This is a genomic window from uncultured Granulicatella sp. (assembly GCF_963545075.1).
Lineage (GTDB): Bacteria > Bacillota > Bacilli > Lactobacillales > Aerococcaceae > Granulicatella.
In genome coordinates, this window is sequence record NZ_CAUUHX010000024.1 from 1 (window position 1) to 25,483 (window position 25,483).

At 34.9% G+C, this 25,483-nt stretch carries 27 protein-coding genes; 22 read left to right on the forward strand and 5 right to left on the reverse strand.

Features of this window, described 5'->3' with window-relative positions; genetic code table 11:
- From RWZ86_RS04635 to rpiA, 12 genes are all read left to right on the forward strand, one after another.
- Positions 1-423 (forward strand): CHAP domain-containing protein (locus RWZ86_RS04635; RefSeq protein WP_314680383.1); only part of this gene is annotated, 423 nt, incomplete at its 5' end.
- A gap of 252 nt (positions 424-675) precedes the next feature.
- Complete coding sequence (gene queG / locus RWZ86_RS04640; RefSeq protein WP_314680384.1) at positions 676-1,887, forward strand: tRNA epoxyqueuosine(34) reductase QueG; 1,212 nt, start codon at positions 676-678, stop codon at positions 1,885-1,887.
- On the forward strand, positions 1,877-2,386 hold the full coding sequence (gene trmL, locus RWZ86_RS04645) for a tRNA (uridine(34)/cytosine(34)/5-carboxymethylaminomethyluridine(34)-2'-O)-methyltransferase TrmL (protein ID WP_314680385.1): 510 nt from the start codon (positions 1,877-1,879) through the stop codon (positions 2,384-2,386). The genes queG and trmL overlap by 11 nt, the downstream gene beginning before the upstream one ends.
- Before the next feature lie 12 nt (positions 2,387-2,398).
- The gene (locus tag RWZ86_RS04650; protein ID WP_314680386.1) at positions 2,399-2,581 is read left to right on the forward strand and encodes a hypothetical protein; all 183 of its coding nucleotides are present in this window, start codon (positions 2,399-2,401) and stop codon (positions 2,579-2,581) included.
- Positions 2,582-2,885: 304 nt separating this feature from the next.
- Positions 2,886-4,556 (forward strand): alpha-glucosidase, encoded by a 1,671-nt coding sequence (locus RWZ86_RS04655; RefSeq protein ID WP_399544870.1) that lies wholly within the window; start codon positions 2,886-2,888, stop codon positions 4,554-4,556.
- A gap of 225 nt (positions 4,557-4,781) precedes the next feature.
- Positions 4,782-5,261, forward strand: a complete 480-nt coding sequence (locus tag RWZ86_RS04660; RefSeq protein ID WP_314680388.1) for a hypothetical protein — start codon at positions 4,782-4,784, stop codon at positions 5,259-5,261.
- A 34-nt stretch (positions 5,262-5,295) separates the two neighbouring features.
- Positions 5,296-5,772 (forward strand): hypothetical protein, encoded by a 477-nt coding sequence (locus RWZ86_RS04665; RefSeq protein ID WP_314680389.1) that lies wholly within the window; start codon positions 5,296-5,298, stop codon positions 5,770-5,772.
- Between the two features lie 12 nt (positions 5,773-5,784).
- On the forward strand, positions 5,785-6,996 hold the full coding sequence (locus RWZ86_RS04670) for a biotin/lipoyl-binding protein (protein WP_314680390.1): 1,212 nt from the start codon (positions 5,785-5,787) through the stop codon (positions 6,994-6,996).
- Positions 6,989-7,681, forward strand: coding sequence for an ABC transporter ATP-binding protein (locus RWZ86_RS04675; RefSeq protein WP_314680391.1), 693 nt, complete (start codon positions 6,989-6,991; stop codon positions 7,679-7,681). The genes RWZ86_RS04670 and RWZ86_RS04675 overlap by 8 nt, the downstream gene beginning before the upstream one ends.
- Positions 7,671-8,894, forward strand: coding sequence for an ABC transporter permease (locus RWZ86_RS04680; RefSeq protein ID WP_314680392.1), 1,224 nt, complete (start codon positions 7,671-7,673; stop codon positions 8,892-8,894). The genes RWZ86_RS04675 and RWZ86_RS04680 overlap by 11 nt, the downstream gene beginning before the upstream one ends.
- A gap of 102 nt (positions 8,895-8,996) precedes the next feature.
- Entirely contained in the window at positions 8,997-9,491 is a 495-nt protein-coding gene (locus RWZ86_RS04685; RefSeq protein WP_314680393.1) for a hypothetical protein, read from the forward strand.
- A 28-nt stretch (positions 9,492-9,519) separates the two neighbouring features.
- On the forward strand, positions 9,520-10,200 hold the full coding sequence (rpiA, locus tag RWZ86_RS04690; protein WP_006703229.1) for a ribose-5-phosphate isomerase RpiA: 681 nt from the start codon (positions 9,520-9,522) through the stop codon (positions 10,198-10,200).
- A 36-nt stretch (positions 10,201-10,236) separates the two neighbouring features.
- On the opposite strand, the gene RWZ86_RS04695 is transcribed toward rpiA, so the two are convergent.
- The 4 genes from RWZ86_RS04695 to pfkB all read right to left on the reverse strand — a co-directional run bounded on the left by RWZ86_RS04695 (position 10,237) and on the right by pfkB (position 14,468).
- Entirely contained in the window at positions 10,237-11,394 is a 1,158-nt protein-coding gene (locus RWZ86_RS04695; protein WP_314680394.1) for an aminotransferase class I/II-fold pyridoxal phosphate-dependent enzyme, read from the reverse strand.
- A 221-nt stretch (positions 11,395-11,615) separates the two neighbouring features.
- On the reverse strand, positions 11,616-12,062 hold the full coding sequence (locus tag RWZ86_RS04700) for a fructose PTS transporter subunit IIA (protein ID WP_314680395.1): 447 nt from the start codon (positions 12,060-12,062) through the stop codon (positions 11,616-11,618).
- Between the two features lie 63 nt (positions 12,063-12,125).
- The gene (locus tag RWZ86_RS04705) at positions 12,126-13,523 is read right to left on the reverse strand and encodes a PTS fructose transporter subunit IIBC (protein WP_314680396.1); all 1,398 of its coding nucleotides are present in this window, start codon (positions 13,521-13,523) and stop codon (positions 12,126-12,128) included.
- Between the two features lie 27 nt (positions 13,524-13,550).
- Positions 13,551-14,468 (reverse strand): 1-phosphofructokinase, encoded by a 918-nt coding sequence (pfkB, locus tag RWZ86_RS04710; RefSeq protein ID WP_314680397.1) that lies wholly within the window; start codon positions 14,466-14,468, stop codon positions 13,551-13,553.
- A 113-nt stretch (positions 14,469-14,581) separates the two neighbouring features.
- On the opposite strand from pfkB, the gene RWZ86_RS04715 reads away from it, so the two are divergent.
- The 6 genes from RWZ86_RS04715 (at position 14,582) to RWZ86_RS04740 (ending at position 21,359) form a co-directional block, all read left to right on the forward strand.
- Entirely contained in the window at positions 14,582-15,373 is a 792-nt protein-coding gene (locus RWZ86_RS04715; protein ID WP_314680398.1) for a MurR/RpiR family transcriptional regulator, read from the forward strand.
- A 147-nt stretch (positions 15,374-15,520) separates the two neighbouring features.
- Positions 15,521-16,909, forward strand: coding sequence for a tRNA uridine-5-carboxymethylaminomethyl(34) synthesis GTPase MnmE (gene mnmE, locus RWZ86_RS04720; protein WP_314680399.1), 1,389 nt, complete (start codon positions 15,521-15,523; stop codon positions 16,907-16,909).
- Positions 16,910-16,942: 33 nt separating this feature from the next.
- On the forward strand, positions 16,943-17,422 hold the full coding sequence (locus RWZ86_RS04725) for an 8-oxo-dGTP diphosphatase (protein WP_314680400.1): 480 nt from the start codon (positions 16,943-16,945) through the stop codon (positions 17,420-17,422).
- Between the two features lie 15 nt (positions 17,423-17,437).
- On the forward strand, positions 17,438-19,336 hold the full coding sequence (gene mnmG, locus RWZ86_RS04730; RefSeq protein ID WP_314680401.1) for a tRNA uridine-5-carboxymethylaminomethyl(34) synthesis enzyme MnmG: 1,899 nt from the start codon (positions 17,438-17,440) through the stop codon (positions 19,334-19,336).
- A gap of 9 nt (positions 19,337-19,345) precedes the next feature.
- The gene (gene rsmG / locus RWZ86_RS04735) at positions 19,346-20,059 is read left to right on the forward strand and encodes a 16S rRNA (guanine(527)-N(7))-methyltransferase RsmG (RefSeq protein ID WP_314680402.1); all 714 of its coding nucleotides are present in this window, start codon (positions 19,346-19,348) and stop codon (positions 20,057-20,059) included.
- A 211-nt stretch (positions 20,060-20,270) separates the two neighbouring features.
- Complete coding sequence (locus RWZ86_RS04740; RefSeq protein WP_314680403.1) at positions 20,271-21,359, forward strand: N-acetylmuramoyl-L-alanine amidase family protein; 1,089 nt, start codon at positions 20,271-20,273, stop codon at positions 21,357-21,359.
- Between the two features lie 87 nt (positions 21,360-21,446).
- Here RWZ86_RS04740 and RWZ86_RS04745 read toward each other — a convergent pair whose 3' ends face one another.
- Positions 21,447-22,448 (reverse strand): nucleoid-associated protein, encoded by a 1,002-nt coding sequence (locus tag RWZ86_RS04745; protein WP_314354410.1) that lies wholly within the window; start codon positions 22,446-22,448, stop codon positions 21,447-21,449.
- Positions 22,449-22,548: 100 nt separating this feature from the next.
- Between RWZ86_RS04745 and RWZ86_RS04750 the strand changes: the two genes are divergently transcribed.
- The 4 genes from RWZ86_RS04750 to rplA all read left to right on the forward strand — a co-directional run bounded on the left by RWZ86_RS04750 (position 22,549) and on the right by rplA (position 25,354).
- Positions 22,549-23,040: a methylated-DNA--[protein]-cysteine S-methyltransferase gene (locus tag RWZ86_RS04750; protein ID WP_314680404.1), complete on the forward strand. Its 492-nt coding sequence runs from the start codon at positions 22,549-22,551 to the stop codon at positions 23,038-23,040.
- Positions 23,041-23,985 carry an aromatic acid exporter family protein gene (locus RWZ86_RS04755; RefSeq protein WP_314680405.1) on the forward strand — a complete coding sequence of 315 codons (945 nt, stop codon included), beginning with the start codon at positions 23,041-23,043 and terminating at the stop codon, positions 23,983-23,985. It begins immediately after the preceding gene.
- Between the two features lie 153 nt (positions 23,986-24,138).
- Positions 24,139-24,564: a 50S ribosomal protein L11 gene (gene rplK / locus RWZ86_RS04760; protein WP_005607816.1), complete on the forward strand. Its 426-nt coding sequence runs from the start codon at positions 24,139-24,141 to the stop codon at positions 24,562-24,564.
- Positions 24,565-24,664: 100 nt separating this feature from the next.
- Positions 24,665-25,354 (forward strand): 50S ribosomal protein L1, encoded by a 690-nt coding sequence (gene rplA / locus RWZ86_RS04765; protein WP_314255808.1) that lies wholly within the window; start codon positions 24,665-24,667, stop codon positions 25,352-25,354.
- Positions 25,355-25,483 lie beyond the last annotated feature (129 nt).

The window sequence follows — 25,483 nt, forward strand, 5'->3', positions numbered from 1 at the left end:
CCAGCTAAAGCAGCAAATATCGTGGTAGGTGGCTCATTTGCAGCTCCAGACCCATCATTTGTAGCAGCTTTAAACGGTGGTTACTTCGGACAATGTACTTACTATATGTATAACCGTTTTGCTCAATTAGGTTCTCCAATTAGAACTACAGGATTAGGAAATGCAGCTGAATGGCCAGCAAATGCTGCAGCAGCAGGTTACGGTGTTTCTTCAACTCCTCGTGCAGGTACAGCAATTGTATTCCAACGCGGTGTAGGTGGAGCAGACCCTGTATATGGTCACGTTGGATTCGTTGAACGTGTAAATGCAGATGGATCAGTATTCATCTCTGAAATGAACGTACAAGGTGTAAATGTTATTTCAACACGTACAATCCCAGCAGGCGTTGCAGCTCAAGCAACATACATTAACTTTGGATTATAATATGAACGAAGAATGGATTCCGCTAAGGAATTCATTCTTTTTTTGTAAAAAATGTTGATTTTTTTATAAAAAAAAGTTAAGATAAATTCATCGCTTTATTTAGTAAGTATTTGCTAAATAATCGACTCTCTAGACTAACGTTAACTTTCGCCGTGATTGACACCGAAGGCTAGCGTTTTTTTTTATCGTTTTTTTGGTGGAAATGAGTTACAATAGGTAAAGTAATTAAGGAAAGTGAAAGGAAGTGAAACGATGGATACAGCTTTATTAAAAGAAAAAATTCAAAAGAAAAGTAAGGAACTTGGTATCGATAAAATCGGATTTGCTTCTGCAGCACCCTTTGATCATTTAGCTCAAGGAATGCAAGAATCCAAAGAGTTAGGACATACAACAGGATTTGAGCATCCGATTTTAGAAGAGAGAATTTACCCAGAGAAGATTTTTGATTCTCCTAAGACAATTATTTCGATTGCTTTGGCATATCCGACTTTGCCGAGCCAGAAGCCTGAACGTGTAAAAGGTGAGCGTCGTGGAGCTTTTGCGAGAGCTTCTTGGGGAGAAGATTACCATTTTATTTTATCCAGAAGAATGGAAGCTTTAATTGAATATATTAAAAGTGAAGTAAATCAAGAAGATGTTGCGTTTAAACCAATGGTGGATACGGGAGAGTTAATCGACGTCCGTGTTGCTGAACGAGCTGGAATAGGCTTTGTTGGAAAAAATGGTTTATTAGTGACAAAGGAATTTGGTTCCTATGTTTATTTAGGAGAATTAATTACCAATATTGAATTTCCTGTAGACTCTCCAGTTGATTATGGCTGTGGAGATTGTACGCGTTGTGTAGATTTTTGTCCGACCAATGCTTTGTTAGGGAATGGTAAAATGAATGCACAACGTTGTTTGTCGTATCAAACACAAACGAAAGGCTTTATGCCGAAGGAATATCGTAAAAAAATGGGGCATGTTATTTATGGTTGTGATATTTGCCAGCAAGTTTGTCCATATAATAAAGGAAAAGATTTTCATTTACATCCTGAAATGGAACCGTCTGTGGAAGAAACACATCCATTGTTAAAACCATTAGTGACGATTTCGAACAAGGAGTTCAAAGAGCGATTTGGGAAGATGGCTGGTTCGTGGCGAGGGAAGAAGCCGATACAGAGAAATGCGATCATTGCGCTAGCGAATTACCGTGATAAAACGGCTGTTCCTCTATTATTGAAAGTGATGAAGGAAGATATGCGACCTGTCATGAAAGGAACGGCAGCTTGGGCTGTGAGTGAGATTATTAGTGAGTCGAGTGAAGAACTGATTCATTATTTTACAGAAATGTTAGAAAAAGCTCGAAAAATTGAAGCGACAACGAAAGAAGAAACAGATTTAGTCGTTGAATTAGAAGAAGCCATTCAAACATTACATGAAAAATTACCAAAAAATCCTGAGGAGGGATCTTATGACGATTAATCATATTGTATTATTTGAACCACAAATTCCAGCGAATACTGGAAATATTGCACGTACTTGTGCAGCAACGAATTCACCGCTACATTTAGTGGGGCAATTAGGATTTTCGACAGATGATAAGCATTTAAAACGTGCAGGTCTGGACTATTGGAATGATGTCGATATTACGTATCATGATTCGCTAGAAGCCTTTATGGAATATTTAGGCAATCGTCCCATTTATTTAATTACAAAATTTGCTAATCATACTTATGATGAAGTTGATTTGGCAAAGGATGAAGAACAATTTTTCATTTTTGGAAAAGAAACAACAGGATTGCCGGAAGAATTTATGCGTGAACATGAAGAAAGTTGTTTAAGATTACCGATGAATGACACTCATGTTCGTTCGTTAAACTTGTCGAATACAGCAGCAATTGTTGTTTATGAAGCATTAAGACAGCAAAAGTTTAAAGGTTTAGAATTAGTTCATACGTATGAACATGATAAATTAAAATAAGGAGACATGAAGATGAAAAACATTCCTCTATATTTATGGAATACCATTATTTATGCATTATGTACTCTTTCGTTTGCATTACTAGCAGTGATCGATAATAAATGGTATGCGTTAGTTGCTGCTTTATTTGGAATTTCTAGCGCATTTAATGCGTATCGATATGTTAAAGACAAACAGAAAAAAGAAGATGAATGAGAGAGATTTGAGGATGAAAAATTTAACATATGCAATTATAACGGGAGTTCTTGCAGTTGTACTGATTGTTTTAACGTTTCTATATAAAAGGTCGCTTGTTGTTTTAGGAATTGTTTTTCTAGGTCGCAGTGCAGACTACGCTTATAAATATTATCAATATCGAAAAAAACTAAATAATTGATTAAATGAATAGAGGTAAACAAAAAAGGTTCTATAAATGATAGAACCTTTTTTTGTTGCTTGACAGTATGAGAGAATTGTATCAGAATAAAGTCATTAACGATTGTGAAGGAGGCTACCAATGATGGAAAAAGATTGGTGGAAAGGCAAAGTAGCTTATCAAATTTATCCAAAAAGTTTTAATGATAGTAATGGAGATGGAATTGGAGATTTAAAAGGAATTACCGAAAGACTTGATTACTTACAAAGCTTGGGAATTGATATTTTATGGTTGTCTCCTGTATATAAGAGTCCGTTTGTAGACCAAGGATATGATATTGCAGATTATTATGCGATTGATCCACAGTTTGGAACAATGGAAGATATGGAAGAATTAATTACTGAAGCAAAAAAAAGGGATATCTCAATTATTATGGATTTAGTAGTGAACCACTGTTCTGATCAACATGAATGGTTTCAAAAAGCATTATCAGATCCAGATGGCCCTTATGCAGATTATTTCTATTTTATTGAAAGTGACAAAGAACCAAATAACTGGGAAACTTATTTCGGGGGTAGTGTGTGGGATAGAGTTCCTGGAACGAATAAATATTATTTACACTCATTCCATAAAGGGCAACCCGATTTAAATTGGCAAAATCCTGTTGTGCGAGAAGAAATTTATACAATGATTAATTGGTGGTTAGAAAAAGGGATTGGAGGATTCCGTATTGATGCCATTATTAATATTAAAAAGGATTTAGAATGGCGTTCATTACCATCTGAACAAGAAAATGGACTTGTTCCTGTTCGTTATTCATTAGCAAATGCGCAGCCAATTGAACCATTTTTACAAGAAATGAAGGAAAAAACATTTGAGCGTTATAATGCTTTTACAGTAGGAGAAGTATTTAATGAAACGGATGAAGAATTACATTTCTTTATTGGCGAAGAGGGAGTATTCTCGTCTATTTTTGATTTTAAACAAACGATTTTAGGGCAAAAGGGAAATGGTTGGTATAGCCATGATTTACCAACTGCTGAAGAATTAAAAGATAGTATTTTCAAAGCGCATCGTCGTGCGGATTCCATTGGTGTATTATCAACCATTATTGAAAACCATGATGAGCCACGTGGAGTTTCTCATTATATTCCTGAAGGAGAAGTTACAGAGATTAGTAAAAAAGCTCTTGCGACAGTACAAATACTTCGTAAAGGAATTCCATTTATTTATCAAGGACAAGAGATTGGGATGGAAAATCAAATTTTCGAATCGATTGATGAGTTTGATGATATTAATACATTAAATGAATATCATGTTGCTAAAGAGGCAGGGCTAACAGATGAGGAAGCGTTGAAGGCTATTTCAAAATATAGTCGTGATAATGCTCGTACTCCAATGCAATGGAATAGGGAAGAAAAGTTAGGATTTACAACTGGAGAAGCTTGGCTTGTTTCAAAACAACCGAAAAGAGACATTAATGTTGAAGCGCAGGAAGATAATCCACAATCCATCTTGAATTATTATAGAGCACTCACAGCTTTATATCGTGATGAAGTTTACGGCTCAACCATTCGTGAAGGGGAATTTATACCTGTTTTAGAAGAAGTGAAAAATATGATTGCTTATGAGCGTCGTGGAGAAAAACGTGTACTTGTATTAGTCAATTATCAAGCAGAACCTCAAACGGTAACTTTATCAACACCGGTAAGAAAAGTGTTACTAGCCAATATTCCAGCACAAATGAATGGACAAGGAAATCAACTCTCTCTTGCTGGCTATCAAGCGCTTGTCTGTGAATTAGAAGATGAATAGAGTGAAGGAAACGTTCTTTTTGAAAGAGCGTTTTTTTATTGTAAATCATAGATCCTTAAGAATGATTAAATAAGAAAAATTCCTATATGAAAACGGAAACAACTGGTGTATAATGAGCATAATAAAAAATAAAGAAATATTGACAAAAAAGAATGCTGGGTATATAGTTAGCTAAAAGAGCAACTAACCTATTCTTTTTTTAAAAGTTTTGAGGAGGAATGTATCATGGATACACAAAAAGTTGAACAATATGCAGGGGTTGTAAGAAAAGTTTCTACGGGATTAAAAGTTTGGAATATTATTGGAATTGTTGGGAATGGTTTTGCAACAGCAGGACTAGTATTTTTATTATTGCCGTCTACTCAAGAAGAATTAGCAAAATTAAAGAATCCAGCTTTTAATACGGAAACGATTGGGTTGAGCGGAGCAATCGTTGTAATCTATTTATTGTTATGTATTTTTTCAACGATTTTATATAATAAAATTGGAAAAAGTGCTAAACAACAACAATTACCAGATAAAAATTTATTAAATTTTGCAATTGGAATTCATGCATTTTCAATTGTAATACAATTGGTGAGCCAATTTATTAGTCCGTCAGGATTTGATATTACTGCATATATTGTCCCAGTCATTATTGCTGGATTGCTAGCATGGGTATATGTAACCTACCAAAAATGGGAACAAGAAGTATCAAAAAAATAAAAAGTTGTGAATCGAATGTTAGGAGGAATGGAACATGAATACACAAAAAGTTGAAAAATATGCAGGACTAGTTAGTAAAATCTCTACCGGTTTAAAAGTTTGGAATATTATTGGGATTTTTGCGAACCTCTTTGTATTAATTGGAGTAGCGTCTACTTTTGTTCCAAGTGTACAAGAGGAATTAGCAAAACAGGGTGTAGAACATAATTTTGAAACAGCAGGAGTCGGAGTAGCAGTTTTCCTATTGTTCTTCATTTTATGTACTTTTGCAACGATTTTATATCACAAAATTGGAAAGAGTGCTAAAGCTCAAGCATTACCAGATAAGAATTTATTCTTTTATGTGATTGGAATTCATGTCTTTTCAATTTTAATGCAAATTGCTAATGATATTTTCAATCATCAAAAATTCAGTGTAGCTACTTATGTTATCCCAGTGATTATTGCCGGTTTATTAGCGTGGTTATATGTAACGTATCAAAAATGGGAACAAGAAGCAGCGAAATGTTAAGGAGAGTTATGAATGAGTAAAACGTTAAAATGGAGCATGATTAGCGTAATGGCATTAGGAGCTATTATCGTTATCGTATTAGGATTTTTAAAATTACGCTCTCCAGAAAAGAAAGAAGAACACCATTATACGATTATGGAGTTAACAGAACAGGAGCCTTTAGTATTAGATGGAAATATTGAAACGGCTAAAGAGCAAAGCTATCATGTCGACCCTCAAAAAGGGCAAGTCGCTCAAGTAAAAGTAACAGATGGTCAAGAAGTAGAAGCAGGCGATGTGTTATTTGAATATGATAATGAAACGATTAGTGATGAAGTTGCGGATTTAAATCGACAAGTAAGCCGACTAGTATCTGAACGTGATCATCTATATCAAGAATTAGAAACGCAAAAGAATCGTAAAGCTCAAGCAAAACAAGAGGTGGAAAAAGAAGTTCCTACTCAAAATCAGCAAGGTGCTACGAATCAAACAACTCATGTAGGAGCTATGGATACGACAGCTTTTGATCAAGCAATTGAGGGAACACAAAAAGCGATTCGTGAAATGAACAATAATATTGAAGATGTAAACACAAAAATCGAACGTCTTTCTAAAAAAACAAGTTCAAGTGTAACAGCGGATATTGCCGGAACTATTAGCATTAACCCTGAAGGAAAAACAAATGTACAATTAGCTTTCATTAAAATTACAAGTAAAGATAGCGAAGTAAAAACAACTGTTTCTGAATATGATTATGAATCTGTTGAAAAAGGAACTCCTGTAACGGTATATGTGAAAGCCCAAGATCGAGATATTGCAGGAACGATTTCATTTGTTTCAACTGATCCGTCAGGAAGTGGGGCTAATCCAGTGCCAACATTGCCAGCTTCTCCAAGTGCAGGTTCTAGTGGTGGAGGTCATGGTGTTGCTCGTTATGATGTGATTGTAAAACCAGAAATTTCTCTTCCGAATGGCTTTACTGTTCAAGTAAAAATTCCTCAAAAAGGATTAGTATTAACAGAACAAGCGATTCAAAAAGATGGAGAACAAGAATATGTTTATTTATACGATAATGGGGTAGCTAAACGTAAAAATATCAAACGTGTGAAAAAAGGATTCCAATGGATTGTTCAAGAAGGATTAAGTATTGGAGATAAAGTGATTGCAAATCCAGATTCAGACATTACAGATGGAGCAGCGGTGTCTTCTACACAATTGGAAGAGTCGGTGAAGTCCCATGATTAAATTAGAACATATTCATAAATATTATAAAGTTGGAGACGAGCAGTTACATGTACTAAATGATGTGAGTGTCCGTATTACTCAAGGAGAATTTGTTGGAATTATGGGACCTTCGGGTTCTGGGAAATCTACTCTTATTAATATATTAGGATTCCTGGATTCTAAATATGAAGGAAAATATTCGTTCAATGACGAGTCTGTTTCTAATTTGAGTGATAATCAAATTTCTAAAGTTCGTAATTCGACCGTTGGATTTGTGTTTCAAGATTTTAACTTAATTGAACAAGCAACAGTCGAAGAAAATGTTCGTCTGCCTTTATTATATCGTGGGTTAACACCTCGACAAACGCATACAAAAGTAAAACAAGCGCTAGAAAAAGTAGGACTAGGAGACAAGTTAGAAAAATATCCTCGCCATCTTTCTGGTGGACAAAAACAAAGAGTGGCAATTGCTCGAGCATTAGTGAATAGTCCAAAATTCATCATTGCTGACGAACCAACAGGAGCGTTAGATAGTAAAACTTCTGCGAGTATTATGGATATTTTATATCGTTTAAATCGTGAAGATGGAGTAACGATTGTAATGGTGACACATGATCCGACTTTGACGAAGTATTGTTCTCGTGTTATCCATGTAATTGATGGAGTGATTCATGAACAAAAGGAGGGGATTCCAAATGAAATTTAGAGTATTATTAGGATCCGCTCTGCATTCTTTAAAAGGAAATGCTCGTCGTACCATTTTAACGATGCTAGGAATTATTATCGGAATTGCAGCTGTTATTACGATTATGAGTTTAGGGAAAGGATTCCAAAAAATGGCTGTTTCAGGATTAGCTGGTGAAGACAATGGGAAAGTTAGTGTACAATTTTTCTATCAATCAGATAATCCAAAATCTGTTCAAAGAGCAGAAAAAGCTTTTTCAAAACAAGACCGTATTGGTGTGGAAAGTATTGAAGGAGTTTCAGGAACAGAAATTCCCGAAACAAAGGAACAAAATTTTATTTATGGCGTTTCGATTCCGACAAAGAAATCGACAGAAAATATTGTACTTGGGTTAGAAAAATCTGCAACAAAAGAGTCGTTGACGGTTGGAGAAAATATTTCTCAAGTAGATATTGATGCGAATAAAAAAGTAGCAATTATTGATGAAGCATTAGCGGAATTGTTATTTGCTAGTCCAAAACAAGCGCTAGGGCATGGGGTAACGATTGATGGAGAAGTGTACTATATTAAAGGAGTGAAGCCAACGAGTAAAGTAGACACTTTGCAAGCCATTTTTAGTGGTGCAGATCCTTATAAAGCCGTACATATTCCAGCTACTACTCATCAACATTATCATAAAAAAGAAGAAAATGTGAATGGACTAAAAGTATTTATCAAACCAGGTTATGTAGCAAAAGATGTAGCAAAAAAAGTGGAAACTCATTTGAATGAAGTGGGGTCAAAACACACTTCAGGAAAATATACCTTTATTGACGTAGCTGCTCAAATGGATATTATTGGAAAAGTGTTAGATGGCTTAACTTATTTCGTTTCAGCAGTAGCTGGAATTTCTTTATTCATTGCAGGTGTTGGGGTAATGAATATGATGTATATTTCAGTATCTGAACGAACAAAAGAAATCGGGATTCGTCGTGCAATGGGAGCTACCAAAGGTTCAATTCAATTACAATTTTTATTAGAAGGAATTATAATTACTTCTATTGGAGGGATTATCGGATATGTAACAGGGGTGTTGCTTGCGATGCTCATTTCGAATTTCCTACCATTTAAAATTTATACCGACTGGACAGCAGTAGCGTTAACAGTTGGAGTATCTGTCTTTATTGGAATTGTATTTAGCGTATTTCCTGCTAAATCTGCTGCGAATAAAGATGTCATTGAAATATTACGTTAAAAGGTTGGAGAAACTCCAGCCTTTTTTCTTTGAAATGATTGAAAGTAGAATGAGAAACTTGTACTATAGATATGGCAATAAAACGAAGAAAGAGGTGAGCGCATGAAGATTTCAGAAGGGGATTTTATATTTGAATTAAAATTTTTAGCTATCCATCCTCAAACTCACAACATTCAAACAGATCTTTTCTTACAAGTTTCTCATCAAGAAAAAGCTTATCAAGAAGTAATCAACTTATTATCTGTAGCACAATTGGAAGAATGTCTGGTGGCGATGAAGAATTTATTAGAAAAAGGAGAAGAGTATTCTTCAGAATTTGAACAATCTAGATTAGCAGTGTTATTAGAGCAACTAGAAGACGAGTATGTAATGACATGGGTCATTGCTCCTGAAAATATTTTAATAACGGCTTCTCAAGTCATTGGAATTGACCTAGCACAATTGGATGAAGAAGAAGTCTTTCTTTATCAAGAAGAAGAGGAAAAGAAACAAACAAAAACGGTTGAAGTAGAATTAAGTTTATCTGCTGAAGAAATGCGACAAATCTATGAACAATTACAAGAAGATTTGAAACGAGTAAAAGAATTTATGCTATAATAAGAATAGTTGAATCATATTGGAGGGTATGCGTGTGAACATGAAAGAGATGGTCGGCAAACAGGCCGCAACTTATATTGAATCAGGTATGACAGTAGGTCTAGGAACAGGTTCTACAGCTTATTATTTTGTAGAAGAAATTGGTAGACGTGTAAAAGAAGAAGGCTTAGACATTATTGGTGTAACAACTTCAAAACGTACAAAAGAACAAGCTGAGAAGCTAGGAATTCCATTGAAGAGTGTAGATGAAGTAGATTTCATTGATGTAACAGTTGATGGAGCAGATGAAATTGCTCCTGATTTTTCAGGAATTAAAGGGGGCGGTGGTGCCTTACTATTTGAAAAAATTGTTGCAGAACAATCAAAACGTATTATTTGGATTGTTGATGAATCTAAAATGGTAGATTATTTAGGACGCTTCCCACTTCCAGTAGAAGTGATTCCTTATGGTTCAGAACAATTATTCAAAAAATTCGAAGCAAAAGGCTATCGTCCAAAATTCCGAGTATTAGAAAACGGAGAACGTTATTTAACAGATAGTCAAAACTATATTATTGACTTAGATGTATTCCCAATTAAAGATCCTGTGACATTTGGAGCAGAATTAAAAGCTCTAACAGGAGTTGTGGAACAAGGACTATTTACAAATATGACAGAAACAGTTTTAATTGGAACACCTGATGGTGTGAAAGTGCAAACTTTAGGATAAAAGTAAAAAGGCTGGGATTCACCCCAGCCTTTTGTATTATGCTAAATATTTTTCTAAACGAGCGACTACTTCTGTTAAGTTTTCCATTGAAGCAGCGTAACTGAATCGAACGTATCCTTCTCCACCAGGTCCGAATGAAACTCCAGGGATTAATGCTACTTTAGCATTTTTTGCAAGATCACGAACGAATGCCCATGAATCTGTTCCGCATTTTGCAGGAATTTTAGCAAATAGATAGAAAGCTCCATCAGGACTTGCTACTTCGAAGTCTAAGCGACGTAATTCTTTTGCAAGATAGTCACGACGTTGTTGGTATTCTGCTTTCATAATATCGCAGTCACCTTGTCCGTGTAACATTGCAGCTAAAGCACCGTATTGGCTTGAGCTACTTGGAGAAGTAACCATGTATTGGTGAGTTTTAACAACTTCATTAATAAATGGAACTGGTCCAAGGATGTACCCAATTCTCCATCCAGTCATGGCATGAGATTTAGATAAACCTGTAATCACGATTGTTTGATCTGGTAAGAATGAAGCTAATGAAGTGTGAGTTCCGCTATAAGTTAATTCTGCGTAAACTTCATCACATAATGCCCATAATCCATATTCTTTTAAGACAACGCTTAAAGTTTCTAATTGTTCTTTAGAATAAGTTACCCCTGTTGGGTTACTTGGATATACTAATACAACGGCTTTAAAAGTTTTTTCTGGATGTGCTTCGATTGTAGCACGTAATTTTTCTGGAGTTAAAATAAATCCATCTTCACTAGTGTCTACTGTAATAAAGTTTCCTTGGTTAACCATTGTAATTGGCATATATAATGGAAACACTGGAGTTGGAACAATAACTGTATCTCCAGGGTTCAAGATAGCTTGGAAGCTAGCGTTAATGGCTTCAGTAGCTCCGATAGTAGTGATGACTTGTTCTGCTGTATAGTTTAAATTGAATTTTTTGTTATAGTATTCTGCAGTTGCTTTACGTAATTCAGGAATCCCAGCATTTGGAGTATAGTGGGAATGATTATCACGAATTGCTTGAATAGCAGCCTCTTTAATATGTTCTGGTGTGTTGAAATTTGGTTCACCTAGTGTTAATTTGATGATTCCAGGAATTTGAGAAACTTCTGCATCAAATTGACGAATATCTGAAACGGCAATTTTTTCAACGACTTGATTGAATGGATGTTCTAACATTGATTTACCCCCTAGTAATAGATAGGTAAATTGTACCTTTTTTATCAAATATTGGCAATATGGAAGTGAAAAAAGTCGAAGAAGAGTAAATGAAAAGTAATAGAAAGCTTTGAATTAAATTGATGATGAAAAAATGTGGAATAAGAAAGTAGTTCAATTTCTTATTCCACATTAAAATGTATTTATATGAAGTAGTTTAATTTAAAATAGAGTTTCTTAAATTATTGTTTAAGATAATTGTTTAAAATATTTTCAATCTCTTGTTCAGAAGTTGCTAAAAGTAAAGATTCTTTAATATCAGCTTTCATTAGCATACGTGCAATCGATGCTAATATTTTTAAATGAGTAGTTCCAGCTTCGTTATCTGGAATTAATAAACTAATAATGAAAGAAGTAGGGTTTCCATCCATGCTATTCCAATCTAACCCTTTTTCTAAACGAACAATAATGATACTAGGTGTTAATATTTCCTTTGATTTTGTATGAGGGATTGCAAAACCATCCATCATACCAGTAGTACCTTGCTGTTCTCGTTCAATAAATCCTTTGTAAACAGATTCTTCATTAGTAGCAATACCCAATTCGATTGATTTTTTTGACAAGAAATGAAAAACCTCATCTTGAGAATTTAATTCTCTATTGAAAAAAATTGCATTTTGATGTATCAATTTAAAATTCCTCCTAACTTTATTTTTATAGTATAGAATAATATAAAAATATAGGATTGTATATTAATTAGATAAAGGTTTTCTAGTTGCTCCTAAGACAACTCCACCTACAATTGCTCCTATTGCAATTGCTATTACCCACAATAAAGGATGTGTAACTACAGGAAGTACTAAAAATCCGCCGTGTGGTGCAGGGACTTGTACTCCAAATAAATAAGTTAAAATAGCGGCAATTGAAGAACCTAGCATCATTGATGGCATTGCACGTAGAGGATCTTTTGCAACAAAAGGAATAGCACCTTCAGTAATATGAGTAGATCCTAAAATGAAATTCACTAAACCAGCATTACGTTCATTTGCGTCAAAACGATCTTTGAACAATAAAACTGCTACAGTAGTAATTAATGGAGGTGCAATACAAGCTGCACTAACACCAGCCATAAACGCAGTGTTTCCTTCTGCTAATAGTACTGTACCTGTTACATATGCAGCTTTATTCACAGGGCCACCCATATCAAATGCGCACATACAGCCAATTACTAAACCAAGAAGAACTGGGTTAGAATCTTGGAATCCTTTTAAGAATACCATTAAGTTTTGGTTGATTTCTGCCATAGGACTAACAATAATACTCATAAATAGCCCAGTGATTAATACTCCTAATAACGGATAAAGGAAAATAGCTTTTAATCCGTCTAGTGTTTTTGGTAATTTTTTAAATAATTTTTCTAAAAGTACAACTAAATATCCTGCGAAGAAACCACCAATAATTCCGCCTAGGAATCCGGCACCACCATTACTAGCCATAAGGCCTGCTACAAAACCACTAACAAGTGCAGGTCTATTACCAATACTTTGTGCAATGTATGCAGCTAAAATTGGTGTCATTAATCCCATTGCTAGTCCACCAATTTCTTTTAATTGAGCAGAAAAAGGATTATAAGTTGCGTGGTTTGGGTCGAAAGAATAAATTCCAAATAGTGCAAACGATACAGCAATCAATACCCCACCGCCAACAACGAATGGTAACATGTGAGAAACTCCATTCATCAAATGTTTATAAATTTCTCGTCCAATCGAGCTACCACCAGTAGTTGTTTGCGTAGATTCAACTTTTTTAGTAGGTTCGTCAGATGGGTATTTCACAATACCTTCTCCTCGTAATGCTTGAGCAATTAGTTCATCTGCATTTTTAATTCCTTGCCCTACAGAAACGTCAATAATTTTTTTGTTAACAAATCTATGAGCTTGTACATCTTTATCAGCTGCGATAATTACTACTTTTGCATTTGCGATTTCTTCTTCTGTAAATTCATTTTCTACCCCAATTTGTCCATGTGTTTCAACTTTAATGTTTAGTCCAACTTTTTGGGCCGCTTGTTCAAGTGCTTCTTGAGCCATATAGGTGTGCGCAATTCCCGTTGGGCAACCAGTAGCGGCAATAATATCATATTTTGTCATTTTGTTTTCCCCCTTTATTATTACTTATTAGTATAAGCGTTTGATTTGTTTTATCAATATTGGAACATCTGAAAAATCTGTTAATCCAGGTCTGAAAGCTGTAGAAGTTCCAGCAGCAACAGCTTTAATTAAAGAATCTTCTTTTGACATCCCTTGGATTTGACAACCGACAAAAGTAGCAAGTAATGTATCTCCGGCACAAGCAGTATTTACAACATTTCCTTTTGGAGCGTTAACGTGTATATTTTCTGTTGGTGTAATTAGAATTGCTCCTTTTGCTCCTAATGAAACTAGTACATTTTGTGCGCCTTGCTGTAATAATTTATTTCCGTATTCTTTAATTTGTTCTAAAGATACATCTTTCAGTCCAAACCAACTAGCTAGTTCTTCATCGTTTGGCTTAATCAGATAAGGATGGAATTTTAATAATTCAGGTACAAAACTTGCAGAAGTATCGAGTATTAGTTTGAATCCCTTTTGTTGAGATGATTTGGCAATTTTTTCGTAAGTGCTTTTTGATATTCCTGAAGGATGGCTTCCTGAAACGAATAACATATCTTCAGAAGATAAAGTATCAATAATTGAAAGTAATTGTAACTCTTCTTTTTCAGTGACAGTAGGGCCTTGATTTACTAGTTTAAATTCTTCGTTATTCGCTACTACGTGAGCAAAAACATTAATTCGTGTAATACCATTTACTGATACAAAATCAGTTTTGATTCCTGCTTTATGTAGTTCACTTTCAATAAATTCTCCTGTAAACCCTGCTTTGAATCCTGTTGCGACACTATCAATTCCTAGTTCTTTCAGTATAAAGCTTACATTAACGCCCTTTCCATTAGGCATGTAAACTGCTTCTTCAGTTCTATTTACTTCAGATGCTTTCATTTGGAGTGTTTTGATATACAAATCAATAGCTAAATTCATGGTACATGTATAAATCATATGTTCACCTCCTTTTATTTTTTTGTTATACTTATTATTACATAAATAACTTTGTAAAAGTTTTCTGAATAGGTATTTATATTAGTAAAACTTTACAGAATGGGAGAGTTATCATGTTTAATACGCAGGGGCTTACTAATACTGAAAAATATCTTCTTAAATATATTGAAGAGCATTTAGAATTAATACCATCAATATCAATTGTTAAGTTGAGTGAAGAAGCTAATGTTTCTACAGCATCAATAGTGCGTACAATGAAAAAGTTAGGTTATGATGGATTTACAAGTTTTAAGTATGATTTGAAAAAACAATATCAACTATCTAATAAGGAATTTCCAACGTTTAATAGTTTAGAAATTGTTGATAAAAAAATTCAAGATGTTGTTGATAAGAATGAGCAAGAAGTAAGGAAAACGATAGAGCAACTGGATAGTAAGACGATAGAAGATGCTATGCAAGCAATCTTTGGTGCAAGGAAAGTGTTTATATTTTCTAGAGGATTAAGTGAAATGATAGCTAGTGAAATGGAGATTAAATTTCATTTGTTAGAAAGAACCTGTGAGCAATATGTAGATCCTAATATTATTAAAACGATTAGTCACCGATTGAATGAACAAGATTTAGCTATTATCGTTTCTTTAAATGGGCATACAGAAGAGTTAGTAGAGGCAGCGAAGGTTTGTCATAAAAATGAAGTCCCTATAATTGTTATTACAGCAAATGGAACAAGTCCTCTTGCAAGATTAAGTGATATTACTTTTGTAGGATTTAAATCGGAAGATTCTTATTTTCCTGAGTATGAGGTACGTTCCCGTCTTCCTTTGCAAATTATTAGTCGAATATTATTAGACGCTTATGCAATTCGTGTTGCACATAAAAGAGAAAAAACGAAAATAGTCTTCTAACCATTCCTCCTACTAGCGCTTGTTAGAAAAGTATTGTATAATATCACTGAAATATAGGTAAGCAGTCAAAGTGCGAGCCACTCTTTTATGAATAAGGGGTGGAGTGTGCACTTTTTTTGTGCAATGAAGCCAAGAAAGGATATCAGTATGCAAACAGAATTTGATACGATTGCTGCGATTTCAACAGCACCTGGTGAAGGGGCTATTGGGATTGTCAGAATTAGTGGAGATTTGGCGATTTCAATCGCAAGTTCGATTTATCAATGTGGTACTAAACAATTAGAAGAGCAAAAGACACATACGATTCATTATGGTCATATCGTCGACCCTAAATCTGGGGAAATCTATGATGAAGTCATGGTAAGTGTCTTAAGAGCTCCAAAAACATTTACACGAGAAGATATTGTGGAAATTAATTGTCATGGAGGGATTGTGGCGATTAATCGTGTGCTGCAATTAGTGTTACGAATGGGAGCAAGATTAGCGGAGCCAGGAGAATTTACGAAACGTGCCTTTTTAAATGGACGTATTGATTTGTCTCAAGCAGAAGCAGTGATGGATTTAATTCGAGCGAAAACGGATAAATCGATGCAATTAGCGATGCGTCAATTAGATGGTCAATTATCGCATTTAATTCAAAATTTACGTCAAGAAATTTTAAATACATTAGCGCAAGTGGAAGTAAATATTGATTATCCAGAATACGATGATGTAGAAGAAATGACCTTGCAATTATTACGAGAAAAGACGCAACAAGTATTGCAAGGGATTCGTGCTTTGTTAAATACAGCTAGCCAAGGGAAGATTTTACGAGATGGTTTAAAAACAGCCATCGTAGGTCGCCCGAATGTTGGGAAATCTAGTTTATTGAATGTGCTATTAAGAGAAGAAAAAGCCATTGTAACGGATATTGCAGGTACAACAAGGGATACGATTGAAGAATATGTCAATGTCCGTGGCGTGCCTTTACAATTAATCGATACAGCAGGAATTCGTGAAACGGATGATGTTGTAGAAAAAATTGGGGTAGAACGTAGTCGTAAAGCATTAAAAGAAGCGGATTTTGTCTTGTTATTATTAAATCAAAGTGAAACATTACAAGAGGAAGATGTTCGTTTATTAGAAACGACAAAAGGAATGAAACGAATTATTTTATTTAATAAAACAGATTTGCCTTCAAAACTTTCAACAGAGGATATCGCTCCTTATGCTAATGAAGAAGAAATTGTCACAACTTCTATGTTGAATAAAGAAGGAATCAATCAATTAGAAGAAAAAATTGCGGGATATTTCTTCCAAGGACAAATGAATGAACGAGATGCGACTTATTTATCAAATACTCGTCATATTGCTTTATTAGAAAAAGCAGAACAGGCATTAGTCGAAGTGCAAAATGGAATTGAAATGGAAATGCCGGTCGATTTAATTCAAATTGATTTTACACGAGCATGGGATTTATTAGGAGAAATCACAGGAGATAGCGTCCAAGATGAACTTCTAACTCAATTATTTAGCCAATTCTGTTTAGGAAAATAAGAAAAAGCCACTATTGGAGAAAGGGAGTTTCGAATGACAAAACTAGCAACAATTTGCTATATCGATAATGGAAAAGAACTGTTATTACTAAAGCGCAATAAGAAACCAAATGATGTACATGAAGGTAAATACATCGGAGTAGGTGGTAAAATTGAAGCGGGTGAATCTCCAGAAGAGTGTGCTGTTCGTGAGATTTTTGAAGAAACAGGTTTGAAAGTTCATCAAATGGCGTTAAAAGGAATTATTACTTTTCCTGAATTTACTCCCGACCATGATTGGTATACGTATGTGTTTCGAGTAACAGAATTTTCCGGGGAATTAATCGACTCTCCTGAAGGGACTTTGGAGTGGGTTCCTTATAATCAAGTATTGACGAAACCAACTTGGCAAGGCGATTTAATTTTTGTGAGTTGGCTATTAGAGAATCGTCCATTTTTCTCGGCTAAATTTATATATGAAAATGGTGAATATATTCGCCATCAAGTGGAATTTTATACAACGAATGAACAATAGAAAGTAGGAGGAAGTATGGTAACAACTTATGAAGCTGGTAACTATGATGTTATCGTAGTAGGTGCGGGTCACGCTGGAAGTGAAGCTGCACTAGCAAGTGCTCGTATGGGTGCTAAAACATTATTATTAACAATGAATTTGGAAATGGTGGCATTTATGCCTTGTAATCCGTCTGTTGGAGGCCCAGCAAAAGGAGTCGTTGTGCGTGAAATTGATGCGCTAGGCGGAGAAATGGGTAGAAATATCGATAAAACATATATTCAAATGCGTATGTTAAATACAGGGAAAGGTCCTGCAGTACGTGCGTTACGTGCGCAAGCAGATAAACATTTATATGCGCAAGAAATGAAAAAAACAATTGAACAACAAGAAAATCTTGATTTAAAACAAGGGATTGCGGAACGTTTAATTGTTGAAGATGGTGTTTGTAAAGGGGTTGTATCTCATACGGGTGCAATTTACCGTTCAAAAGCAGTTGTTTTAACAGCGGGAACATCTTCTCGTGGGCAAATTATTATCGGAGATTTGAAATATTCTTCTGGAGCTAATAATTCTCAGCCTTCAATTAAATTATCAGAAAACTTATTAGAATTAGGATTTGAATTAGCTCGTTTTAAAACAGGGACTCCTCCAAGAATTAAGAGTTCTTCGATTGATTATAGCAAGACAGAAATCCAACCTGGAGATGAAACTCCAAACTTATTTAGTTTCACTTCTAAAGATGAAGACTATCGCTATGATCAAATTCCATGTTGGTTGACTTATACAAATGAAGGAACTCATGAAAAAATTCGTGAGAACTTGCATCGTGCACCAATGTTTACAGGAATTGTAGAAGGAGTAGGAGCTCGTTATTGCCCATCTATTGAAGATAAAATCGTTCGTTTCAGCGACAAACCTCGTCACCAAATTTTCCTAGAACCAGAAGGGGAAAATACGGAAGAAGTGTATATTCAAGGATTATCGACTTCTCTACCAGAAGATGTTCAAATTCAAATGATTCATACGGTAGAAGGCTTGGAAAAAGCTGAAATGATGAGAACTGGTTATGCCATTGAGTATGATGTAGTGATTCCTCACCAATTAAAAAATACATTTGAAACAAAAATTGTGGAGAATTTATTTACGGCTGGACAAATGAATGGAACAAGTGGATATGAAGAAGCTGCCGGTCAAGGACTTTATGCTGGGATTAACGCTGTTCGTAAAATCCGTGGTGAAGAACCATTTATTTTAGGTCGTAGTGATGCGTATATTGGAGTATTAGTAGATGATTTAGTTACAAAAGGAACGACAGAACCGTATCGTCTATTAACTTCTCGTGCAGAATATCGTTTATTATTACGTCATGATAATGCAGATTTACGTTTAACAGAAAAAGGTCGTGAACTAGGCTTAATTTCAGATGAACGTTATGCAGCATTCCAAGAAAAACAAGCAGCCATTCAAGCAGAAATTAAACGTATCCAATCCATCCGTTTGAAACCAACTGAACAATTGCAATCGTTCTTAGCTGAAAAAGAATCTGCAGAATTAAAAGACGGTATTTTATTAAGTGATTTATTAAAACGTCCAGAGTTATCTTATGATGACTTAATTGGCTTTGCAGAAGAAGAGGTAGCTGTTTCTCGTGAAGTAAAAGAACAAGTAGAAATTTCTGTGAAATATGAAGGTTATATTGCCAAAGCGATTGAAAAAGTAGAAAAATTAAAACGTATGGAAGCAAAACGTATTCCATCGAATATTGATTATGATGCCATTAATGGACTTGCGACAGAAGCTCGTCAACGTTTGAAATTAATTCAACCAGAAACGATTGCGCAAGCAAGTCGTATTAGTGGGGTAAATCCTGCCGATGTATCGATTTTAATGGTGTATATCGAACAAGGAAAAATTGCGAAAGTTCAAGAATAGGAGGATTGTATGAAACCAGAAGAATTTTATCAAAGACTCCAAGAAGTTCATGGCATTACGTTAACAGAGGTACAAAAAGAACAATTTCATCAATATTTTCAATTATTGGTGGAGTGGAATGAGAAGATGAATTTAACGGCAATTACTGATGAAGAAGGAGTGTATTTGAAACATTTCTATGATTCTTTAGCGTTAGGATTTCATCATGAGTTATCGAATCAAACATTGTGTGATGTTGGAGCTGGAGCAGGATTTCCAAGTATTCCATTGAAAATTGTATTTCCTGATTTAAAAGTGACGATTGTGGATTCGCTCAATAAACGAATTACATTTTTAAATACTTTAGTGGAAACATTAGGATTAACAGATGTGCAATGCTTTCATGATCGTGCAGAAACTTTTGGGCAAAATAAAGCTTTCAGAGCATCTTATGATGTTGTAACAGCTAGAGCGGTAGCGAAATTAAGTGTACTCAGCGAATTTTGTATGCCATTAGTGAAGAAACAAGGATACTTTTTAGCATTGAAAGCTGCTCATACAGAAGTGGAGTTAGAAGAAGCGAAAAAAGCGATTGCCATTTTAGGTGGAAAAGTAGAAGGCGATGTGTCATTTGATTTACCGTATGAAGGTGGAAATCGTCATGTTGTAACCATCTTAAAAACAAAAGAAACGCCAAATAAATATCCTAGAAAACCTGGAATTCCGTTGAAGAAACCATTATAAAAGAAGAAAGACTTTTCTGTTGTAGCATAGTTATCGTTACGTTTAGCAACTGTTACAAAGAAGAGTCTTTTTTGTTACAAAAAAATTAAAGGAATGTTAAGAATGTGAAAAAAACATCTTTCCTAACTAAAAGAGGAGTAGAATAAGTGTAGAGAGATTTTTGTAGAATTTCTTTGGATAAAGTACCAATAACGAAGGGGAGAGATGAAAGATGAAAAAGAAATGGTTTGGTAGTTTATTAGCTTCTACAGCTTTAGTAGCAGCATTAGCAAGTAGTCAAGTATTTGCTGCAACAAATGATGGTTGGGTTCAAAGTGGCAACCAATGGAATTTATACCAAGAAGGTAAATTAGTAAAAGATGGCTGGGCTAAAGATAAAGGCACATGGTATTTCTTTGATAATAATGGTGTGATGCAAACTGGCTGGGTATTCACTGGCGGAGCATGGTACTCTCTAAATGGAGACGGCGCAATGCGTACAGGTTGGTATCAAGAAGGAAATACATGGTACTATTTATCTGACCAAGGAGATATGCAAACAGGTTGGACAAAAGTAGGAGATAAATGGTCTTATTTTGAATCAAATGGTTCAATGGTAGCAGATCAACCGGTGAAAGCAAACGATGGTCGTTCATATGTTATTGGAAAAGATGGCTATATGTTAACAGATACTCCTTATCACCTAGTGTCAGAAATTTATCGCATGGGTGGCGATGAATACTTACTTCATAAATCACAAGATGGTGTCTATATTGCACAAAATGAATGGTTTGTAGAAAGTAATGCTCACTTAGGAAAAGCAGGTTATGACTTATTAGATACATTAGTAGACCATCAAGAACCTGGTGGAATGATTGATCCTAATTCAGTTGTTAAAGGATTACAACAATTTATGAATCGTTTCTACTTTGGTGAAAATGGAAAACGTGTAGAAAAATTACCAGAAATGTCAATTACTTCAACAATTAGTGTGAAAAATAATAACGTAGTTATTGATCATTTCACTCCACGTTTATCAATTTTAGGTCACTTTACAATTGTGAATAATAAACTTTATGTATTACAAAATCCTAATGAAGGTACATTACGTCCAGGTTACAAATTCTTGTTAGGACAAAGTGCTGAAAATGGCTATAATTTACTTGTTTTAGCAAATAAACAAGGGGAAGTTATTTCTATGAAACGTTTATCAAAAGATGTTTCAGACTTTAACAAAAAAGATATGGCTGGATTAGCAAATGACCGTATTATGATTGATATCAATCAAACAGACGATCAAATGGTTCGTACGTATCACTAATTCTATGAGTTAATGGGTGTAGGATTAACGAAAAGAAAACCTTAACGAAGAAAAAAGCGAAATGAAGCAGAACTTCATTTCGCTTTTTTATGCATTGAATCGATTCATAATTGAGTCAATATTTTTAATTAATACAGAAATCGATCCATCTGGATTGTTGATAAACTCCACCATTTCTTTGTTTTCATAAATGTCACTTGGAATAGTAATTTCAATTCCATTATCGAGTTTGAATTTTTGTTTACTATATTTCTTCTCGTATTTTGGCACATTTGTAACAGGAATTTTTTCTGGAATTTTTTCAGTCGCAATGGCTTGGTAAGCTGCTTCTTTTGCGAGTGGTTTATCTTTGAAGACTGTATCGAAAATAATTCCTGCATCAATCTCATCACTTTCTTCTAATTGTGTTAAGATGGCTTGTTGAGTCGTTGCAAGAGCCAAATAATTTTCTTCATCGTATTTTTTAGCAACATGAGTGACGGTCTTTTTAATTTCTTTGATTTGTTCCTGCGTACTTGTTGGAGGAGTAATTTCTAAAAACTGCTCAGAAAAATACGGAATTTTTTTACCTTCTACAATATATTTTCGTTCGATTAATTGATATTGTCCATTACTTGTATCTACAATGAATGCTTCAGATAATTTTTGAGAAGGATTTGGTAAAATCGCATGATTTTGTAGCACTGTATTTAATACTTGATCATCTTCATAATCTAAAAAATGTGTATATTTAGAGCTGTAGTCTAAACGTAAAATCGCAAAGAAATTTCCGCCTTGATCATTAATACCTGATGCGAATACATAATCAGCAGCAGGAATATCTTCTGCTGGTGCGATGATTTCATATAATTTATGAGCTAGTTGTTGTGTTTTTTCAATAAAAGGAATACTGTCGTCTGCTAAAAATCCAAGAAGTGGTTCTTCTGGAGGTAAGACACCATGACGAGGGTCGCTTTTCAATGTTTTTTCAATTATTTTTGTAAAATATTCTGTAATATAGGGATTCGATAAAGGTAATTCTTTTTGGGATAACAGTAAGTTTCCGCTATTTTTATCGAAAATGTGTAAGTAGGCTTGGTGTAAAATCATAAGAACTCCTTAAAAATATTATTGATACAAACATACCACTTCTTTTTTTGTAAGTAAATGGAGTATACTAATTTTATTCTGAGGGATGGGAGGTTGAGAAGTGTTTGAAAGTAGATTGCATTCACCTCTAGGAGAAGTTCGTTTAAGAAGTGATGGCGAGTCTTTAATAGGATTATGGTTTGTAGGGCAAGTGAATGATGCTAAGGAAATTAGTAATCTTGAGATAAAAAAAGATTTGCCGATTTTTAGGCAAGTTGAAAGTTGGTTAGAAAGTTATTTTTCTGGAAAACAAACTTCGATAACGATTCCGTTACAGCCAAAAGGTACAAGTTTTCAGCAAAGAGTTTGGCAAATATTGCAAGAAATTCCTTATGGAGAAACGATGACTTATGGAGAAATTGCGCAGAGAATCGCAAAAGAAAAAGGAGTTGAAACTTTTTCTGCTCAAGCAGTAGGGCAAGCTGTTGGAAAAAATCCAATTAGTATTCTTATTCCATGTCATCGAGTGCTAGGGAAAAATGGTGCATTAACCGGATATGCGGGTGGAGTTCATAGAAAAGAAGAGTTGTTAAGAATAGAAAGGGGAAAATAAATGGTATTAAAAGGAATTAAAATGGTATTAGCAGCATTTGGAGCGTTGTTAGTGGCACAAGCATTAGGGTTGTCTTCAGCTTCTGTTGCATCCATTATTGCGATACTGAGTGTGGTAGATACAAGAAAGTCTTCGATTGTAATTGCTTGGAAAAGAATTATTTCGATGTCTCTAGCATTAACAATAGCAGTGTGCGTATTTTTATTACTTGGACATTCAACCGTTGGATTTGGACTGTATTTGTTAATTTTCATTCCATTAGCATTCTTATTTAAAGTAGAAGTAGGAATTGCGCCAAGTTCGGTATTAGCTATTCATGTTTGGTTAAGTAAAGAAATTACTCCTAATTTATTACTCAATGAAGCATTAATTTTATTTATCGGGGCTGGAGTAGCGATTTTAGTAAACTGGTATATGCCAAGCTATCAACAAGAGATTGAAAAGAAACGAGAAGAAATTGAATCAAAACTTCGAGAGATTTTGTGTCTAATGGCTTCGTTTTTAAGAGAAGGTAACGGAACAAATGATGCAAAATTAATTTTAGAAGCAAAAGCCACATTAACTGAAGCACAAAAATTATTGTATATCGAGAGTGAAAATCAATTATTTAGTCAATTTAATAAGGATTTATGCTATTTTGAAATGCGTGCGGAACAATTGCAATTACTAGAAGTGATGGCGAAAAATTTAAATGATTTCCATTGCCCTGCTAGAGAAGCTGATTTGTTAGCAGAAATGTTCCATTCAACAGGAGAACAATTACATCTAACGAATACAGGAGTCTCCTTAATGGATGAAATTCAAGATTATATTGATGAATTTAGAAACTTAGATTTACCAAAAACGAGAGATGAATTTGAATATCGTGCAACATTATTCCAGTTGTTAAGGGATTTACAACGATTTATTGACCTTAAAGTATGTTATTTCAGAGATCATCATTAATTTGTTGCGAAAAAGTTGCAAAATAGCTTGCATTTCACAAGAATTCTTGCTAGAATATCAAGGTGCATTTGTATGCACTGGAACAAAACGTGGGAGGAGAAATCTTCATCTCCATTTAAACCACGCGCGAAACAATCAAGGAGGTAATGTCTCGTGGCTAAAAAAGTTGTAAAACTAGTTAAATTACAAATTCCTGCAGGTAAAGCTACACCAGCTCCACCAGTAGGTCCAGCTTTAGGTCAAGCACAAGTTAACATCATGGGCTTCTGTAAAGAGTTCAACGCTCGTACAGCAGATCAAGCTGGTTTAATCATTCCGGTAGTGATTTCAGTATATGAAGACCGTTCATTCGACTTCATCTGTAAAACACCACCAGCAGCAGTATTATTAAAGAAAGCTGCTAAAGTAGAAAAAGGTTCAGGCGAACCAAACAAGAAAAAAGTTGCTACTGTAACTCGTGATCAAGTTAGAGAAATTGCTGAATTAAAAGCACCTGACTTAAATGCAGCAGATGTTGAAGCTGCAATGCGCATGGTCGAAGGTACAGCCCGTTCAATGGGATTTGTAGTAGAAGGCTAACAAACATGCAGCTTCCAAAAGTCCCTAACACGAGTGTTTCACTCATGGACTTTGTGGGAGGTAGAACCGTTAAAACCACACATTAGGAGGAAATTATACAATGGCAAAGAAAAGCAAAAAATATTTAGAAGCCGCTAAAAAAATCGATTCTTCAAAAGCTTATTCAGTTCAAGAAGCAATCGCATTAGCAAAAGAAACAGACTTCGCTAAATTTGATGCATCTGTAGAAGTTGCATATCGTTTAGGATTAGATCCAAAGAAAGCTGACCAACAATTACGTGGAGCAGTAGTTCTTCCAAACGGAACTGGTAAAACTCAACGTGTATTAGTATTCGCAAAAGGTGAAAAAGCTAAAGAAGCTGAAGCAGCTGGCGCAGACTACGTTGGTGATAGCGAATTAGCTCAAAAAATCCAAGGTGGATGGTTTGAGTTTGACGTTATCGTAGCTACACCTGACATGATGGGTGAAGTTGGTCGTTTAGGTCGTGTATTAGGACCTAAAGGTTTAATGCCAAACCCTAAAACAGGTACTGTTACAATGGACGTAACTAAAGCTGTTGAAGAAATCAAAGCTGGTAAAGTAACTTACCGTGTTGACAAAGCTGGTAACATCCACGTTCCAATCGGTAAAGTTTCATTCGAAAACGAAAAATTAGTAGAAAACTTCAAAACAATTCACGAAACATTATTACGTATCAAACCTGCTACAGTTAAAGGTCAATACGTACGTAACGTTTCTGTAACTACTACTTTTGGCCCTGGTGTTAAAGTAGACGTAGCTTCTCTATAATTTTAACAATAAGAAAAGAGTCGAGTTGTCTCGGCTCTTTTTTGCGTTTATAGAAAGGACTTCTTGAAATAGTAGCTGAAGACGGCAGCAGCCTCGCAAGGCGAGTCTCATGCCTAAAATTCGAGCCTA